Annotated in this window: 14 protein-coding genes; 9 read left to right on the forward strand and 5 right to left on the reverse strand. The window is 73.5% G+C overall.

Going from position 1 to position 16700, the window contains the following annotated elements; genetic code table 11:
* Positions 1-12: 12 nt before the first annotated feature.
* Positions 13-978: a 16S rRNA (cytosine(1402)-N(4))-methyltransferase RsmH gene (rsmH, locus tag ACQ9ZG_RS07235; RefSeq protein WP_109916319.1), complete on the reverse strand. Its 966-nt coding sequence runs from the start codon at positions 976-978 to the stop codon at positions 13-15.
* A 438-nt stretch (positions 979-1416) separates the two neighbouring features.
* Here rsmH and ACQ9ZG_RS07240 point away from each other — a divergent pair, with 438 nt between their 5' ends.
* From ACQ9ZG_RS07240 to ACQ9ZG_RS07255, 4 genes are all read left to right on the forward strand, one after another.
* Positions 1417-1980, forward strand: a complete 564-nt coding sequence (locus ACQ9ZG_RS07240) for a beta-class carbonic anhydrase (RefSeq protein WP_026237266.1) — start codon at positions 1417-1419, stop codon at positions 1978-1980.
* A 267-nt stretch (positions 1981-2247) separates the two neighbouring features.
* Entirely contained in the window at positions 2248-3297 is a 1050-nt protein-coding gene (locus ACQ9ZG_RS07245) for an AAA family ATPase (protein ID WP_028415612.1), read from the forward strand.
* Positions 3297-4679 carry a DUF58 domain-containing protein gene (locus ACQ9ZG_RS07250; protein ID WP_109916318.1) on the forward strand — a complete coding sequence of 461 codons (1383 nt, stop codon included), beginning with the start codon at positions 3297-3299 and terminating at the stop codon, positions 4677-4679. The genes ACQ9ZG_RS07245 and ACQ9ZG_RS07250 overlap by 1 nt, the downstream gene beginning before the upstream one ends.
* The gene (locus ACQ9ZG_RS07255) at positions 4676-7096 is read left to right on the forward strand and encodes a transglutaminase TgpA family protein (protein ID WP_499280142.1); all 2421 of its coding nucleotides are present in this window, start codon (positions 4676-4678) and stop codon (positions 7094-7096) included. Before ACQ9ZG_RS07250 ends, ACQ9ZG_RS07255 begins: the two co-directional genes overlap by 4 nt.
* A 223-nt stretch (positions 7097-7319) precedes the next feature.
* Here ACQ9ZG_RS07255 and ACQ9ZG_RS07260 read toward each other — a convergent pair whose 3' ends face one another.
* The 3 genes from ACQ9ZG_RS07260 to ACQ9ZG_RS07270 form a co-directional block, all read right to left on the reverse strand.
* Positions 7320-7715, reverse strand: a complete 396-nt coding sequence (locus ACQ9ZG_RS07260; protein ID WP_018486645.1) for an SCO2097 family morphological protein — start codon at positions 7713-7715, stop codon at positions 7320-7322.
* A gap of 302 nt (positions 7716-8017) precedes the next feature.
* Positions 8018-8776, reverse strand: coding sequence for a class I SAM-dependent methyltransferase (locus ACQ9ZG_RS07265; protein ID WP_028415609.1), 759 nt, complete (start codon positions 8774-8776; stop codon positions 8018-8020).
* A 123-nt stretch (positions 8777-8899) separates the two neighbouring features.
* Positions 8900-9427: an SAV_6107 family HEPN domain-containing protein gene (locus ACQ9ZG_RS07270; RefSeq protein WP_028415608.1), complete on the reverse strand. Its 528-nt coding sequence runs from the start codon at positions 9425-9427 to the stop codon at positions 8900-8902.
* A gap of 170 nt (positions 9428-9597) precedes the next feature.
* Here ACQ9ZG_RS07270 and ACQ9ZG_RS07275 point away from each other — a divergent pair, with 170 nt between their 5' ends.
* The 5 genes from ACQ9ZG_RS07275 to ACQ9ZG_RS07295 all read left to right on the forward strand — a co-directional run bounded on the left by ACQ9ZG_RS07275 (position 9598) and on the right by ACQ9ZG_RS07295 (position 15696).
* Complete coding sequence (locus ACQ9ZG_RS07275; RefSeq protein ID WP_499280143.1) at positions 9598-10395, forward strand: ATP-binding cassette domain-containing protein; 798 nt, start codon at positions 9598-9600, stop codon at positions 10393-10395.
* A complete protein-coding gene (locus tag ACQ9ZG_RS07280) occupies positions 10367-12454 on the forward strand; it encodes a YhgE/Pip family protein (RefSeq protein ID WP_109916328.1) in 2088 nt (695 codons plus the stop codon). Before ACQ9ZG_RS07275 ends, ACQ9ZG_RS07280 begins: the two co-directional genes overlap by 29 nt.
* Positions 12455-12483: 29 nt before the next feature.
* A complete protein-coding gene (locus tag ACQ9ZG_RS07285; protein WP_028415605.1) occupies positions 12484-13095 on the forward strand; it encodes a TetR/AcrR family transcriptional regulator in 612 nt (203 codons plus the stop codon).
* A 446-nt stretch (positions 13096-13541) separates the two neighbouring features.
* Positions 13542-14159: a DUF4126 domain-containing protein gene (locus tag ACQ9ZG_RS07290; RefSeq protein WP_026237268.1), complete on the forward strand. Its 618-nt coding sequence runs from the start codon at positions 13542-13544 to the stop codon at positions 14157-14159.
* 31 nt (positions 14160-14190) lie between these two features.
* Positions 14191-15696: a phytoene desaturase family protein gene (locus ACQ9ZG_RS07295; RefSeq protein ID WP_136016043.1), complete on the forward strand. Its 1506-nt coding sequence runs from the start codon at positions 14191-14193 to the stop codon at positions 15694-15696.
* Positions 15697-15739: 43 nt separating this feature from the next.
* Here ACQ9ZG_RS07295 and ACQ9ZG_RS07300 read toward each other — a convergent pair whose 3' ends face one another.
* Positions 15740-16687 carry a hypothetical protein gene (locus ACQ9ZG_RS07300; RefSeq protein WP_109916634.1) on the reverse strand — a complete coding sequence of 316 codons (948 nt, stop codon included), beginning with the start codon at positions 16685-16687 and terminating at the stop codon, positions 15740-15742.
* Positions 16688-16700 lie beyond the last annotated feature (13 nt).

Consider the following 16700-nt stretch of genomic DNA (forward strand, 5'->3'; position numbering starts at 1 on the left):
CCCCCTGGGTGCTCATCGCTCGTCCTCCCGGATGCGCTGGGCGCCGCGCAGCCGGGCGGGGGCGGCGCGCCGGTTCTCGGCAACCTCCTCCTCGGTGGGCAGCTCGGCGCCCCGGGTGAGGAGCTTCAGGCGGGGCTGGTAGCGCTCGGGGACGACGGGCAGGCCGGGGGGCGCGGTGTTGGCGGCACCGGCCGCGAAGACCTGCTTCACCAGCCGGTCCTCCAGCGAGTGGTAGGAGAGCACGGCGATCCGGCCGCCGACGGCGAGGCTCTCGACGGCCGCCGGGACGGCCCGCTCCAGGACGCTCAGCTCGCCGTTGACCTCGATCCGCAGGGCCTGGAAGGTCCGCTTGGCCGGGTTGCCGCCGGTGCGCTTGGCGGCCTGCGGCAGGGCGTCGCGGATCAGCTCGACGAGCCGGGCGCTGTTGCCGAACGGCTCCTTCTCGCGCTCGCGCACGATGGCGGAGACGATCCGCTTGGCCTGCTTCTCCTCCCCGTACGCGCGCAGGATCCGCACCAGCTCGCCCGGCGGGTAGGTGTTGAGCACCTCGGCCGCGCCGATGCCGGTGGTCTGGTCCATGCGCATGTCGAGCGGGGCGTCCTGGGCGTACGCGAAGCCGCGGTCGGCCTCGTCGAGCTGCATGGAGGAGACACCGAGGTCGAAGAGGACGCCCTGGACCCTGGAGACGCCGAGCCGGGCGAGGACGTCGGGGAGTTCGTCGTAGACGGCGTGGACGAGGGTGGCGCGGTCGCCGTACGGGGCGAGCCGCTCGCCGGAGAGGCGCAGCGCCTCCTTGTCCCGGTCCAGGGCGATCAGCCGGGCGGTGGGGAACGTCTCCAGCAGGGCCTCGCTGTGGCCGCCGAGGCCGAGGGTGCAGTCGACGACCACGGGCTCCGGGTGGTCCTGGTCCCGCAGAGCCGGGGCCAACAGGTCCAGGCACCGCTGGAGCATCACCGGGACGTGTCGGGTCTGGCTCAATGCGCCCTCTCAGGCTCTGTCCCGCGCGGCCGGTACGTACGTCCTGGTCCCCGCCCGCTCCGAAGGGGAGGTCCGCCGGCGCCGGGGAAGGGGCGTCGGCCGACCGGGAGCGGGAGAGGGCCGGGCCGCACGTACGCCGCACATCACGGGGGAAATACGGAATAGGCAGGAGGTGCAGGTGGTGCGCGGTGGGGGTATGACGGGTGGTTACTGCGTTCGAGGTGGTGACTTCGCGTTACTTTAGTCCACCCTGCCATCGGTTCGATTCGCGATCAACGAACCGGGCAGCGCGTCGCGCCACCCGTCCGGAAGCGGCGACATCACCCGGGTGGGCGCGTTTGCTGGTGCTTGTGGGTTAGCTCACAACAAGCCGCGTTGACGTTCTTTGTCCGCTCTCACAGCCCGCCCGGGGCAGGTGGGAAGGCTAACGTCGTAGCCATGTCGACTTCAGCTCACTCCCCCGCCCCGTCCGTGACGCCCACCGCCACGGCGGTCCGCGAGGGGGGCCAGGTCACCGATCAGCTGGTCGAGGCCAACTCCCGGTACGCCAAGGGCTTCCGCGACCCCGGGATGGACGCCAAGCCGGTCCTCCAGGTAGCCATCGTCGCCTGCATGGACGCCCGCCTCGACCTCCACGCCGCGCTGGGTCTCGAACTCGGCGACTGCCACACCATCCGCAACGCCGGCGGGGTCGTCACCGACGACGTCATCCGCTCGCTCACCATCAGCCAGCGGGCGCTCGGCACCCGCAGCATCGTCCTCATCCACCACACGGGCTGCGGTCTGGAGTCCATCACCGAGGAGTTCCGGCAGGACCTGGAGCGCGAGGTCGGCCAGCGGCCGGTCTGGGCGGTCGAGGCCTATACCGACGCCGACCAGGACGTGCGCCAGTCGATGCAGCGCGTGCGGACCTCGCCGTTCCTCCTGCACAACGACGACATCCGCGGCTTCGTCTTCGACGTGACCACCGGCCTGCTCCGCGAGATCGAACCCGCTTCCTGATCCTCCGTCCCCGGCCCTTTCCGCCCCGGCCCACCCCGGCCCCACCCCGCTCGTTTCCGCGGTCCGATCCCCGGTCCACCGCGCAAAACGCGGCAGAGACTGACAAATCGCACCCACTTATCCACCGGCAAGTGACACGAAGCGGTAACGGCAACAAGAATGCGGGTGTGACCTCCTCCGGGCCTTCCGGAGGAGTGTCCGAATTCCGGGGTGGGCAGGGCGGGTACGTTCGTCGGCCCATGCGCACGAAGGGCCGAGGAGGGCCGGGTGACGACCTATGACGATCGAGCGAGCCTCACTGATCTGACGACCACGGTGGAGCGGGTGCGCAGGTCGGTGGAGGGTGTGATCGAGGGCAAGCCCGAGGTCGTACGGCTCTCCCTGACCGTGCTGCTCGCCGAGGGCCATCTCCTCATCGAGGATGTCCCCGGGGTGGGCAAGACCATGCTGGCCAAGGCGCTGGCACGGTCCATCGACTGTTCGGTGCGCCGCATCCAGTTCACACCGGACCTGCTGCCGTCCGACATCACCGGTGTGGCGATCTTCGACCAGCAGCGGCGCGACTTCGAGTTCAAGCCCGGCGCGATCTTCGCTCAGATCGTGATCGGCGACGAGATCAACCGCGCCTCCCCCAAGACGCAGTCGGCGCTGCTGGAGTCGATGGAGGAGCGCCAGGTCACCATCGACGGGCACACCTACGAGCTGCCCGACCCCTTCATGGTGGTGGCCACCCAGAACCCGGTGGAGATGGAGGGCACCTACCCGCTGCCCGAGGCGCAGCGCGACCGCTTCATGGCCCGGGTCTCCATCGGCTACCCCAGCCCCGAGGCCGAGCTGCAGATGCTCGACGTGCACGGGGGCATCTCCCCGCTGGACGACCTCCAGCCGGTGGCCCACGCCCACGACATCGTGAAGCTGATCGACGCGGTCCGTACGGTGCACGTCGCCGACACCGTGCGGCGGTACGCGGTGGAACTGGTCGCGGCCACCCGCAGCCACCCCGACCTCAGACTCGGCGCGTCCCCGCGCGCCACGCTGCACCTGCTGCGCGCCGCTAAGGCCTCGGCGGCCCTGTCCGGCCGTGACTACTCCCTGCCGGACGACGTCCAGGCGCTGGCCGTGCCCGTCCTCGCCCACCGGCTGCTGCCCACCGCCCAGGCCCAGCTGAACCGCCGCACGGCGGAGCAGGTGGTGCTGGAGATCATCCAGCGCACCCCGGTCCCGACCTCGGGCGGCGCCGCGCCCGCGGACCGGACGGGGAACGGGGCGGCCCGCCCGCTCTACGGCCAGCAGCAGCCCGGCACCCGGCGGCTGTGATGACGGCCGGCGAGCCCGGCGCCGTACAACAGGACGGCTCCGGCAAGGGCGGGCTGCGCGCGGCGCTCGGCGGGCTCACCACCCGGGGGCGCTCCTTCCTGGCCGCCGGGGTGGCCGCCGCCGTCTGCGCCTATGTCCTGGGCCAGAGCGATCTGCTGCGCGTCGGGCTGCTGCTGGCCGTGCTGCCCCTGGTCTGCGTGGTCGTGCTCTACCGCACCCGCTACCGGGTGACCGGCACCCGGCGGCTCTCGCCGTCCCGGGTGCCCGCGGGCACGGAGGCCCGGGTGCACCTGCGGATGGACAACGTCTCCCGGCTCCCCACCGGGCTGCTGATGCTCCAGGACCGCGTGCCGTACGTGCTGGGGCCCCGGCCCCGGTTCGTGCTGGACCGGGTGGAGGCGGGCGGCCGCCGCGAGGTGTCCTACCGGGTCCGTTCCGACCTGCGCGGCCGCTATCCGCTGGGCCCGTTGCAGCTGCGGCTCAACGACCCGTTCGGGATGTGCGAGCTGACCCGCTCCTTCAGCGCGTACGACACCCTCGTCGTCGTCCCGCGCACGGTCCCGCTGCCGCCGCTGCGGCTGGCGGGCGAGGCCTCGGGGTACGGGGACGGGCGGCAGCGCTCGCTCGCGCTGGCCGGTGAGGACGACATCATCCCGCGCGGCTACCGCCACGGCGACGACCTGCGCCGGGTCCACTGGCGCTCCACCGCGCGCTACGGCGAGCTGATGGTGCGCCGCGAGGAGCAGCCGCAGCGGGCCCGCTGCACGGTGCTGCTCGACACCCGGCAGATCGCCTACGCGGGCGCCGGGCCGGACTCGGCGTTCGAGTGGGCGGTCTCGGGCGCGGCCTCCGCGCTGGTGCACATGCTGGAGCGCGGCTTCGCCGTACGGCTGCTCACGGACGACGGGAACGCGGTCCCCGGGGAGGGATCCGACGGCTTCGCGGGCTCGACCCAGGAGTCCGCGGACTCGGCGGGGCTGATGCTCGACACGCTCGCGGTCGTCGGCCACTCCGACGGCGGCGGCCTCTCACGCGCCCACGACGTGCTGCGCGGCGGCAACGAAGGGCTGCTGATCGCGTTCTTCGGCGATCTCGACGAGGAGCAGACCTCGGTGGCGGCCCGGATGCGGCAGCGCGCCGGGGCGGGCGTCGCCTTCGTCCTGGACAGCGCCCGCTGGTCCGGCGGCATGGAACTGCTCCTCGACCCGCCAGGGGTGTCCGAGGAGCGGCTGCGGCAGCTGCGCGAGGCGGGCTGGATCGTGGTGCCCGTGCCGCCGGGGTCCGAGCTGCCCGCGCTGTGGCAGCTGGCGGGGCAGCTCCGCGCCGACACCGAGTCCGCCGGGAACGGCGGCCCGACAGGTTTTCCGGGGGGATGGTCATGAGCGGGCGGGCCAGGCTGGCGCTCTGCGCCTTCGCGGCGACACTCCTGGGCGCGGGGGCGCTGCTCCCCCTCGTGGAGGGGGCGGGCTGGCTCGTGCAGGCGGCGCTGCTGCTCGCGGCCCAGAGCGGGGTGGGCGCGCTCGCCCGCCGGGTGCCGCTGGCCCGGTCGCTGACGATCGCCTGCCAGATGCTGGTCACCCTGCTCCTGCTGACCCTGGTGTTCGCCCGGGACCACGCCCTGTTCGGCCTGCTCCCGGGCCCGCAGGCCGTGATGCGCCTCGGTGAGCTGCTGGTGGCGGGCGGGGAGGACATCGGTACGTACGCCATCCCGGCCCCGATGACGGACGGCCTCCGGCTCGTGGTGGTCGGCGGCGTGGTGCTGGTCGGGCTGGCGGTGGACGCCCTCGCGGTGACGTTCCGCAGCGCGGCCCCGGCCGGACTGCCGCTGCTCGCGCTGTACTCGATCGCCGCGGGGCTCGGTGACGGCGGGACGGGCTGGCTCTGGTTCCTGCTGGCCGCCTCCGGCTATCTGCTGCTCCTGCTGGCCGAGGGCCGTGACCGGCTCTCCCAGTGGGGGCGGGTCTTCGGCGGTGCCCGCCGGTCCCCGGGCGGGCTGTCGGACGGGCTCTCCGGCCGGAGCGGGGGCCCGGCCGCCTCGGTGCGCAACGGGCGGCGCATCGGTGTGCTGGCGCTGGGCATCGCCCTGGTCGTGCCGCTCGCCCTGCCCGCCCTGGACAGCGGTCTCCTGGGCCCCACCGGCGGCGGGAGCGGCCGGGGCAGCGGAGGCGGGACGATCTCCGCGGTGAACCCGCTGGTCTCGCTCAAGGACAACCTCAACCAGCCGGAGAACCGGGAGGTGATGACGTACCGCACCAACGCCCAGGACCCGCGCGACCTCTATCTGCGGATCCTGTCCCTGGACGAGTTCAACGGCAGCGAGTGGCGCTCCTCCACCCGGCGGCTGACGGATGTGCCCGGCCGCCTCCCGCAGCCCACCGGTCTGGGCCGGGACGTCGCCGTCACCGAGATCCGGACGAACATCTCCTCCTCGCCCTCCTACCAGCAGGACTACCTGCCGCTCCCCTACCCGGCGAGCGAGGTCTCGGTCGAAGGCCGCTGGCGGTACGAGCCGGAGGGCCGCACGCTCATCGGCGACAAGGGGCAGAACACCGGCGGCGCGCAGTACGAGGTCTCCAGCCTGATCGTCGAGCCGACCGCGGCCCAGCTGGCGGCGGCCGGGCGGCCCCCGCAGAAGCTGCTCCAGGAGTACACGCAGGTCCCCGACTCGCTGCCGGCCGTGGTGGCCGAGCAGGCCGAGGAGATCACCGAGGGGTCGGCCAACGCCTACGAGCGGGCCGTGAAGCTCCAGAGCTGGTTCGCCTCCGAGGGCGGCTTCACGTACAACACCTCGGTCAGCTCGGGGACCGGGTCGTCGGCCATAGCGCGGTTCCTCCGGGACAAGGAGGGGTTCTGCGTCCACTTCTCCTTCACGATGGCCGCGATGGCCCGGACCCTGGACATCCCGGCCCGGGTCGCGGTGGGCTTCACTCCGGGCGTGCTCCAGGGCGACGGCTCGTACTCGGTCGGGCTGCGCGACGCGCACGCCTGGCCCGAGCTGTACTTCGAGGGGGTGGGGTGGACCCGGTTCGAGCCCACCCCGAGCCGGGGGACCACTCCGACGTACACCCTTCCGGAGACCCCCACGGACGGTCCGAGCGATCCGGCGCAGCCGTCGGCCGGTGCCTCCGCCGCCCCGTCCGCGGTTCCGTCCGCCCCGGAAAGCTGCTCGCCGCAGATGCGCCGACAGGGTGAGTGCGGCGATTCCGCGGCCCCCGCCCCGGTCGCTCCGACCGACGGCGGCACCCCGGTGTCCACGGTCCTGCTGGTGGTGCTCGGCGCGCTCCTGGTCCTGCTGCTGCCCCTGCTGCCGCTGCTCTGGCGGACGCTGGCGCGGAACAGGCGGCTCGGTTCCGGGGGGCGTACGCCCGCGGACGCGGCCGCCCGGGTCCTGGCCGTCTGGGAGGAGGTCACCGACTGCGCCTGGGACTACGGCATCGCTCCGGACGAATCGCTGACGCCCCGCAAGGCGGCGGCCCGGATCGTCCGGCGGGGCGGGCTCGACACCATGGCGGCCGAGGCGGTGCACCGGATCGCGGGCGCGGTGGAGCAGGTGCTGTACGCCCCCGAGCCGCGCGCCGCGGCCGGTCTCACCGAGGACGCGCTGACGGTACGGGCGGGGCTCGACGCCTCCGCCGGCCGGGGCGCGCGGCTCCGCGCGAAGCTGGCACCCCGCTCGGCCGTCCGGGTGGCGTGGGCGGTCTCGGACCGCTGGGCGTCGCTCGTCCAGCGGTGGACGGACCGCCCGGGCCGGGGCCGCTGGTCGGCCCGGTGGCGCAGGCTGTCCCGCCAGCACGGCTGAGCGGCTGGGGCACGAAGGCCACGGTCCTTGGCCCGCCGCCCGCAGTACCGGGCGGCGGGCCGGGGCCGGCCGCACGACGGCACGGCACACATCAGAACACCCGGAACGCAACGGCTGAGGGGCGCCCGCAGAAATCGCGGGCGCCCCTCAGCCGTTCGGGTCGTACCTCGTGCCCGGCGCGGTCCGTCCCGCCGTGGAGGCGGGGCGTGGGCCGGGAAGTGTTCTACTGGCCCTGCTCGTCGCGGCGGCGCTGCCACCGCTGCTCGATGCGGTTCATCACCGAGCGCCGCTGTCTGGGGCGCTGGCGCGAGCCGCCGCCCGCGGCGGCCTGCTGCTGTTCACCGGGCTTGGGCGCCTTGCGCCAGCCGGTGACCGCGAGCACGGCACAGCCGAGCATGACGAGGAACCCCACCACGCTGATCCAGATCTGCTGGGCGACCATTCCGGCCATGAGGAGCGCGATACCCACCAGGAAGCCAGCGACCGCCTGGTAGACCCTTTTACGGGTGTACGTACGCAGCCCGCTTCCCTCGAGCGCTGTCGCGAACTTGGGATCTTCGGCGTACAGCGCTCGCTCCATCTGCTCGAGCATGCGCTGCTCGTGCTCCGAGAGCGGCACGGGATCCTCCTCGTCGTCGGCCGCGGGGGCGACCGGTATGCGGCCCTTCCAGGATAGGCAGGGATTCGCCCCCGTGAAACCCGCCCTCTAGCGTTCAGCCAGTCCGGACCGCTATGTCGGCTCGGCTGCTGAGGCGTAGATTCCCCGACGACCGATCCGCCATGCCGGATGGTGTCACCCGATCATACGGGGCTCCTGCCCGCTACGGGGGTCCCGAGTCCTACTCCGTCCGCAGCTTCGTTGCTGATCAGCACCGTACCGGCCCTCGCGGGGGTTCCCGGGGGCCGGTCCGGACGGTCGGTTCAGGCGCGCTTCTCGCCCAGAACGTGCAGCTGGGTCGCGACGGAGTGGAAGGCGGGCAGCTCGGCGGCGGCGGCCTCCAGCTTGAGGAGCGCGTCCACCGCCCCGGGCTCGGTGTCCACCAGGACGCCCGGGACGAGGTCGGCGAAGACCCGCACGCCGTGCACGGCGCCGACGTCGAGACCGGCCCCGGAGACCAGCTCGGAGAGCTGGTCGGCGGTGAAGCGGCGGGGTACCGGGTCGCCCTCGCCCCAGCGGCCCGCCGGGTCGGTGAGTGCCTGCCGGGCCTCGGTGAAGTGGCCGGCCAGCGCACGGGCGAGGACGGCCCCGCCCAGGCCCGCGGCGAGCAGGCTGAGGGCACCGGAGGGGCGCAGGGCCGCCACCGCGTTCCGTACGCCCTCGGCGGGGTCGTCGACGTACTCCAGGACGCCGTGGCAGAGCACCGCGTCGAAACCGTCGCGCTCCACGACGTCGAAGAGGCCGAGGATGTCGCCCTGGACGCCCCGGACGCGGTCGGCGACCCCCGCCTCGGCGGCCCGGCGCTCCAGCGCGAAGAGCGCGTTGGGGCTGGGGTCGACGACGGTGACCCGGTGTCCCAGCCTGGCGACGGGCACCGCGAAGTTGCCGGTGCCGCCGCCGGTGTCCAGGACGTCCAGGGCATCCCGGCCGGCCGACGCGGCCTGACGGTCCAGAGCCTCCTTCAGGACCTCCCAGACCACGGCGGTACGGAGAGAGGCGCGGGGGCGCGGCTGGTCCGACACGGCAGATGACTCCTCGGCACGGGCCGCCGGGGACGGCGGAGCGTGAACAGTGCAGGTGGTGGTGTGAGCGTCCACCACCCTATTGCCTCGCACCGCCGTCCCGGTCATCCGGCACCGGCCGTCTCACCCTGCGGCGGGCCTCCCCGTCCGCGGCTGCGGGAGGACCGGCTGGAGGACGAGCAGCCGCTCCACCAGGCGCAGGAACCGGTCGGCGTGGTGGAGCAGGTCGTCCGCGTCCCGGGCGCTGGCGGCGCCGGGCATGCCGGCCTCCGCGCGGGCCCGGCGGGAGGCGCCGGCGGCGAAGAGGGCGCTCCAGTCGGCCAGCTCGGGGGCCGTCTCCGGGAGGACGTCCCAGGCGCTGCGGATGCGGTCGCGGTGGCGCTTGTTCGTCTCGGGGCGGCCCCGGGCGGCCAGCACGGCGGCCGCCGTGCGCAGGGCCGCGAGATGGGCGGTGGCGTAGCGCTCGTTCGGTTCGGGGAGCACGGCGGCCTCGTCGAGGCCCGCGCGGGCCTTGGCGAGGAGGTCGAGGGCGGCGGGCGGTGCCGTGGTGCGGCGCAGCACGGGGTGCACATCGTCGGCGGGACCGGTCAGTGAGGGTGCAGGGCTGACTGTGCGGCGCCGCGGGGCGGCGGCTGCGGACGAGCTGGCCATGACGAACCTCCTGTCGTCGTGTGACGGCTCCCTGGCCGTCTGCATCCATGGTGGCGGCCCCCACTGACAATCGGTCAGAACCCTTCCCCGACCTGCGGTTTTGCTTCGAGCGCGAGTTCGGGCTAACTTTTTTGCACTGACCAGTCAGTTCAAAGATCAGGGGAGGGTCTGTGGAGAGCCCGCACGGCGCCGCGGTCGGCGCCGAGGACTTCGGACTCAAGGGGCCGCGCGGCTGGGCCTTTCGCCATGTGGGTTTCAGCGCTCCGCCGGGGGCGCTGGTGGCGGTCGAGGGGCCCTCGGGGTCCGGCCGTACCTGCCTCCTGCTCGCCCTGACCGGCCGCATGCGCGCCACCGAGGGCAGCGCCCGGGTCGGCGGGCTCCAACTGCCCCGCAAGGCGGCCCCGGTGCGCCGGATCGCCGCCCTCGGCCCCGTGCCCGGCGTCAGCGAGCTGGACCCCGCCTTCACGGTCGGCGAGCACCTGCGCGAACGCGCCCTGCTCCAGGGCCGTTACGGGGCCTCCCTGCGCACCCTGCTGCGCCCGCGGGCCGAGCGCCGGGCCACCGCCCGGGCCCGGATCGACGCGGCCCTGGAGGCCGCCGGACTGGACACCGCCGCCCTGCCCAAGGCGGAACGCACCTCCGTACGGGACCTGGAGCGGCTGGAGGCGCTGCGGCTCTCCGTCGCGCTGGCCCTGATCGGTACCCCCCGGCTGCTGGCCCTGGACGACACCGACCTCAAGCTCTCCCCCGCCGAACGGGCCGACGCCTGGGAGCTGCTGCGGTCCGTAGCCGCCTCCGGCACCACCGTGCTCGCCGTGTGCAGCGAGGCGCCCGAGGACGCCCTGACCGTCCGGACCACACCCACCGCCCAGGACGCTCTCACCAGGTCCGCCGCCGAGGACGCCCCCACCGCCCCCACCACCGAGAAGGAGACGGCCGATGCGATCGCCGAAGCTGGCCGCGCTTGAGCTGCGGCGGTTCCGCAGGGGGAAGCTCCCGGCCGCCGCGCTGGTCGCCCTGCTGCTCCTGCCGCTGCTCTACGGCGCCCTGTACCTGTTCTCGTTCTGGGACCCGTACGGCAACCTCGACAAGCTGCCCGTCGCCCTGGTCAACAACGACAAGGGAGCCACCAGCGACGGCAAGCGGGTCGAGGCGGGGGACGAGATCAGCGGGAAGCTGCTCGACTCCCAGGTGTTCGCGTGGCACGAGGTGAGTTCCGCGGAGGCCGCCAAGGGCGTCGAGGACGGGACGTACTACCTGTCGCTGACGATGCCGTCCGACTTCAGCGAGAAGATCGCGTCCAGCGGCGGGGACTCCCCCGAGACGGGCGCGCTCCAGGTGCGGACGAACGACGCCAACAACTACATCGTCGGGCAGATCTCGAAGACGGTCTTCGGCGAGGTGCGCAACGCCGCCTCCACCAACGCCTCCCGGGGCTTCCTGGACCGCATCTTCATCAACTTCTCCGATCTGCACGACAAGACCGCCGACGCGGCCAAGGGCGCCGACGACCTCAAGGGCGGGATATCGAAGGCCAAGGAGGGCTCCAAGGAGCTGGCCGACGGCCTGAAGAACTCCAAGGAGGGCAGCAAGCGGCTCTCCGACGGGATCGTGAAGCTGAACTCCGGCGCGGGCCAGGTCGCCACCGGTGCCAGGCAGGTGGCCGGCGGCACCCAGACGCTGGCCGACAAGGTCAACGGCATCGCGAACGACGCCCGCCCCTTCTTCAAGGAGCACGGCAAGGCCATCGGGGACACCGCCCGTCTGGTCTCCGAGGGTTCGAGGACCACCCGCGAGGAGCTGGAGCGGCTGGCGGCGCTCGCCCCGACCGCGGCCGCCGACGCCCGTACCGCGTCCGACGAACTCGCCGGGGTGTACCGCACCCGGTGCGAGGAGGCGGCCGAGCCCGACGAGGCGTCCTGCCCGGCGCTGAAGAAGGCCGGTGACGCGGCGGCGGACGTCGCCAAGGTCGCAGCCGACGTCAACAAGGTGGTCGGCGGCCAGAACGGCGAGCTGAAGAGGCTCACCGCCCATCTGGCGGACTTCCAGAAGCAGGCCGAGACCCTGGCGAAGCGCGCACCGTCCCTGGACTCCGACCTGGAGCAGGCGGTCAAGGACGTCAACGCCCTCAACACCGGTGCCCACAAGGTCGCCAAGGGTGCGGCGGACGTCTCCACCGGCCTCGGCAACGCCCGTACCGGCTCGGCCGACCTCGACACCGGCATGGGCAAGCTGAAGTCGGGCGCCGAGAACCTGGACGGCGGGCTGTTCCGGCTCGGGGACGGCTCGGCCGAACTGGCCCAGGGGCTCCACGACGGCGCGGAGAAGATCCCGGACTACGACAAGAAGGACCGGGACGCCCGGACCGACGTGATGGCCGACCCGGTGAAGCTGGCCTCCAAGTCCCTCCACGCGGCGCCCAATTACGGCACCGGTTTCGCCCCGTACTTCATCCCGCTCTCCCTCTGGGTCGGCGCGATGGTCGCCTACATGATCATCCAGCCGCTCAACAAGCGGGCGCTCTCCACCGGCGCCTCCGCCTGGCGGATCGCCCTCGCCGGCTGGCTCCCGGTCGCCGCCATCGGCGTCCTCCAGGTCGGTGCCCTGATGGCCGTCCTGCACTGGGGGCTCGGCCTGGAGATGGCGCGCTCGGCCGGCACGGTCGCCTTCCTGGCCCTGGTGACCTGCTGCTTCGCCTCGATCGTGCAGTGGCTGAACGCCTGCTTCGGCGCGGCGGGACGCATCCTGGTGCTGGTGGTGCTGATGCTCCAGCTGACCTCGGCCGGGGGCACGTACCCCGTCCAGACCAGCCCCGGCTTCTTCGGCGCGATCCACCCGTACCTGCCCATGACGTACGTCGTGGAGGGGCTGCGCAGGCTCATCACCGGCGGTCCCCTCGGCCCGGTCTGGCTGGGCTGCGCGGTGCTGGCCGCCTTCACCGTCGGCGCGCTCGCCCTGACCGCGTGGACCGCGCGGCGCAAGCAGGTGTGGAGCCTGAGCCGGCTGCACCCGGAGCTGAGCCTGTGAGCGCCCCGGAAGCTGGGAGAATCGGCCTCATGGAAAGCAGTGGCACCACGCGCCGCCAGGCCACCCGGCAGAGGCTCTACGAGGCGGCGGTGACCCTCATCGCCGAGAAGGGGTTCTCGGCCACCACCGTCGACGAGATCGCCGAGCGGGCCGGGGTGGCCAAGGGCACGGTCTATTACAACTTCAAGAGCAAGACCGAGCTGTTCGAGGAGCTGCTCCGGCACGGTGTCGGCCTCCTCACCGCCTCGCTGCGGGCGGCCGCCGAGGAGTCCGCGGAGCGCGGCGGCACCCGGGTCGAGGCGCTGGACTCGATGATCCGGGCCGGTCTCGCCTTCATCGACCGCTACCCGGCCTTCACCCAGCTGTACGTGGCCGAGCTGTGGCGCACCAACCGCGCCTGGCAGTCCACGCTGCTGGTCGTGCGGCAGGAGGCCGTCGCGGTGGTGGAGGGCGTGCTGCGCGAGGCGGTGGAGAGCGGTGAGCTGAGCGAGGAGATCGACATCCCGCTGACGGCTGCCGCCCTGGTCGGGATGGTGCTGGTGGCGGCGCTGGACTGGCAGGCGTTCCAGCCCGAGCGCTCGATCGACGAGGTCCACTCGGCGCTCTCGCTGCTGCTCCACGGGCGGGTCAGCGGACACTGAGCCGCCGAGGCCGCTGAGGCCGCTGAGGCCGCTGAGGCCGCTGAGGCCGCTGAGGCCGCTGAGGCCGCTGAGGCCGCTGAGGCACGGTCCCGGAGAAGCACGGTCCCGGAGAAGCGGGTCCCGGAGCGGAAGGGCACGGTCCGGAGAACACGAAGACGCCGGCCGCTGGAGCTCGCATCCCCCTGCGAGCTTCACCGGACCGGCGTCTTCCGTGCGTCCGTCGGACCCGTTCCCCGTGACCCCGTATGTCCCCCGTGGTCCCCGGGTCCGCCGTCGGGCACCCCCGTTCCGTCAGGGGCCGCGCCCCTTCCGTGGTCACCACTCTTCCGTCCGGGCAGGTCCGGGCCTATCCGCTCCCCTACTCATCTCGTCTCCTGAGTACGGGTACTCAGGAGTGCGCCCCCGGCACCATCCGGCCGCCGGGCCCGGTCGTTACGATCTCCCCCGTGTCCGTAATCCCTCTGGTGTTCACAAGCGGCTGGGCGAGCGGGATCAACGCCTACGCGGTGGTCCTGCTGCTCGGCCTGTTCGGCGCGACCGGCGTCTCCGACGAGGTCCCCGCCGCGCTCCAGCGCACCGATGTGCTGATCGTGGCCGGTGTGCTCTTCCTCTGCGAGGTGGTGGCCGACAAGATCCCGTACGTGGACTCCGTCTGGGACACCGCGCACACGGTGATCCGCCCGGTGGCGGGCGCGGTGATCGCGGCCCTGCTCGCCGGGGAGAGCGGTTCGCTGCCGGAGCTGGCGGCCGGGGCGATCGGCGGGTCGACGGCGCTGATGAGCCATCTGGTGAAGGCCGGTACGAGGATGGCGGTCAACACCTCCCCGGAGCCGTTCAGCAACATCGGGATGAGCATCGTGGAGGACCTCGGTGTGGCCGGGGTCGTCACGTTCGCCATATTCAATCCGGTGGCGGCGGCCGTGATCGCCGGGGTGCTGCTGGTCCTCGGGATCGTCCTCGTGGTCTTCCTGGCCTCCCGGATCCGCCGCTTCCTGCGCCGCCGGGCCCAGCGCCGCGAGGAGAAACGCCTGGCCGCGACGGGCGGTCCGCTGCCTCCCGGCTGAGCCGTCGGCGGTGGCCGATAAGGTCACCGGCATGGCACGAATTGCGGTGATCGGCGCCGGGACGGGCGCCATGGCGGCGGCCGCCCGGCTCGCCGTCGCGGGTGACAAGGTGACGGTGTACGAGCGGTCCGCGAGCTACGGCGGCTCGCTCGGCCGCCATGAGCACGCGGGCTTCGTCTTCGACACCGGGCCCGGTCTGCTGCATCTGCCCGCCGTCCAGCGGGACCTCTTCGTGAAGACCGGCAGGGAGTCCCTGGAGCAGTGCGTCACGCTGACCCAGGTCGACCCGGCGAGCCGCCATCTCTTCGCGGACGGCACGGCGGTCTCGCTGCCCAACGCCTCCCGCGCCGGGGTGGCCTCCGCCCTGGACGCGGCGCTCGGCGGCGGTGCCGGGGAGCGGTGGACCGGTTTCCTGGAGCGGGCCCGGGACGCCTGGGACCGGTCGCGCAGGCCGCTGCTGGAGGAGCCGCTGCGGGCGGACCACCAGGTGCTGGCGCGTGACCCGTATCCCGCCCTGCGGCAGCGCCGGCTCCTGCGCACCCGGCGGGCGGCGACCGTGGCGGAGATCGGCGCCCTGGAGTTGGGGGACGCCCGGCTGGCCGCCCTGCTCGACGGATACGCCCTGTCGTACGGGCTGGACCCGCGCACCGCGCCCGCGAGCGCCGCGCTGCTGCCGTACATGGAGCAGTCCTTCGGCAGTTGGTACGTGATGGGCGGGATGCGGGAGCTGGCCCGCGCGGTGTACGAGCGGTGCGTGGCCCGGCGGGTGGAGTTCGCCTTCGGCGCGGAGGTGGTCCGGGTCCTGGAGAAGGACGGCCGGGCGGCGGGCGTGGAGCTGGCCGGCGGTGCGGTGGCCGAGGCGGACCGGGTGGTGCTGGGGGTCCGGCCGCGCGCGGAGCTGGTGCCGGGTCAGCAGGTGTGGGGCGCGGGCGATGTGACGGTCCGGTCGGGTCCGGCGGTGCCGGGCCGGTTCACGGTGCTGCTCTCGCTGCGCGGGGGCCGGGACGCGGACGCGGTGCACCGGACCGTGGTGCACAGCGCCGACGCGGCGGCGGAGCGGGAGGCGGTGTTCGGGGGGCGGGTCGCCGCGCACCCGACGGTGACGGTGCTGCGCCCCGACGACCCGGCGACCCGGCCGGACGAGGCGCACGAGGCGGTGACGCTGACGGCGGTGGTGGCCCCGCAGGGCCCGGTGGAGTGGACGGACCCGGCGGTGCGGCAGCGGTTCGCGGAGCTGCTGGTGGAGCGGGCGGAGGCGGCTGTTCCGGGGTTGCGGGAGCGGATCCTGCACACGGAGGTCCGGACGCCCGCGGAGACCGAGGCCGAGACGGGGGCCGAGGGCGGTGCGGTGCCGCCGCCGGCGCTGGCCGGTGCGGAGGGCGCGTATCTGCACCCCGGCAACCTCACCCGGCTGCCGGGGCTCTATCTGGCGGGCGGCTGGTCGCACCCGGGCGGCGGGCTCGCGCACGCCGGGATGTCGGGGACGCTGGTGGCCGGACTCGTGGTGGAGGGCGACGGCTTCCGCGGTTCGCAGTGAGCGGGGGCGCCGCCGGGTCCCACCACCCGGGCAACGGACCGCCTCAGTAGCGGTACTGGTCGTTCTGGCCGGTGTCGTGGCCGTTGCCGCTGGTGCCCCCGTTGCCCTGGCCGTACGGGGCGGGCTGCCCGGGCTCCATCGGGCGGTACTGCTCGGCGTCGCGCTGCTGCGGGACCCAGACGCCGCCGGGCGGGGTGTCCGTGGTGTACGGGTCCGCGGCGTAGCCCTGGGCGTAGGGGTCGGCGTAGCTCTGCTGACCGCCCTGGCTGTCGTAGGCGTTGCCGTAGGGGTCGTAGCCGCCGTAGGAGGCGGACGCGCCGGTGGTGCCGATGTACGGGTCGGAGTAGGCGGCGTAGCTCTGCGGGCCGGTCCCGTAGTCGTACGGCCCGGCGGAGCCGTCCTGGGTCTGGTGCGGGTCGTAGCCGCCGTACGGGTCGTACGCGGCGAACTGCGGCTGGGCCCCGTCCGCCGCGTACTGCTGCTGGTCGTCCCGGCTGCCCCGGTCGCCGGAGTCGCTGTAGACGCCGTACTGGCCGGTGTCGTCGGGCAGCGGCAGCGGCTCGTACACGGAGGTGGGGGCGTCGGAGGCGGCGGCCGGGGTGCCCGTGCCGTGGCCGAAGGAGTCGCCGGCCTGGGGGGTGGCCGGGTCTGAGACCTCCAGGCCGGAGACCTCCAGCGTGGGCTCCTTGGCGGCGGCGCGCTCGCCGCCGCCCCGGCGACGGCGGCTCTCCCCCGGGCTGCCGCCGATGGCCCAGCCGGTGGAGAAGCCGCGCCGGAAGGAGAGCGTCACATAGGTCTGGCCGGTGGCGAAGGCGAGGGTCCCGACGACGATGACCGGGACGGAGGCGAGCAGGACCCCCATGACCACTCCGAGGAAGCCGCCGAAGGCGAGGAGCCGCCAGCGCAGCCGTGCCTTGTACTGCAGCAGCACCTCACCCAGCAGCCACAGCGCCACCAGACCGAATGCGATGTAGAGGACCGTCCAGCCCACGCCCGCCCCCTCC

The organism is Streptomyces araujoniae (assembly GCF_050871195.1).
GTDB lineage: Bacteria > Actinomycetota > Actinomycetes > Streptomycetales > Streptomycetaceae > Streptomyces > Streptomyces bacillaris.

Bases quoted from the DNA above. Each gene is read 5' to 3' on its own strand.
- ACQ9ZG_RS07285 (WP_028415605.1), top strand. From the start codon at position 12,484: ATGGAAAGCAGTGGCACCACGCGCCGCCAGGCCACCCGGCAGAGGCTC.
- ACQ9ZG_RS07240 (WP_026237266.1), top strand. From the start codon at position 1,417: ATGTCGACTTCAGCTCACTCCCCCGCCCCGTCCGTGACGCCCACCGCC.
- ACQ9ZG_RS07250 (WP_109916318.1), top strand. From the start codon at position 3,297: ATGACGGCCGGCGAGCCCGGCGCCGTACAACAGGACGGCTCCGGCAAG.
- ACQ9ZG_RS07295 (WP_136016043.1), top strand. From the start codon at position 14,191: ATGGCACGAATTGCGGTGATCGGCGCCGGGACGGGCGCCATGGCGGCG.
- ACQ9ZG_RS07255 (WP_499280142.1), top strand. From the start codon at position 4,676: ATGAGCGGGCGGGCCAGGCTGGCGCTCTGCGCCTTCGCGGCGACACTC.
- ACQ9ZG_RS07280 (WP_109916328.1), top strand. From the start codon at position 10,367: ATGCGATCGCCGAAGCTGGCCGCGCTTGAGCTGCGGCGGTTCCGCAGG.
- ACQ9ZG_RS07270 (WP_028415608.1), bottom strand. From the start codon at position 9,427: ATGGCCAGCTCGTCCGCAGCCGCCGCCCCGCGGCGCCGCACAGTCAGC.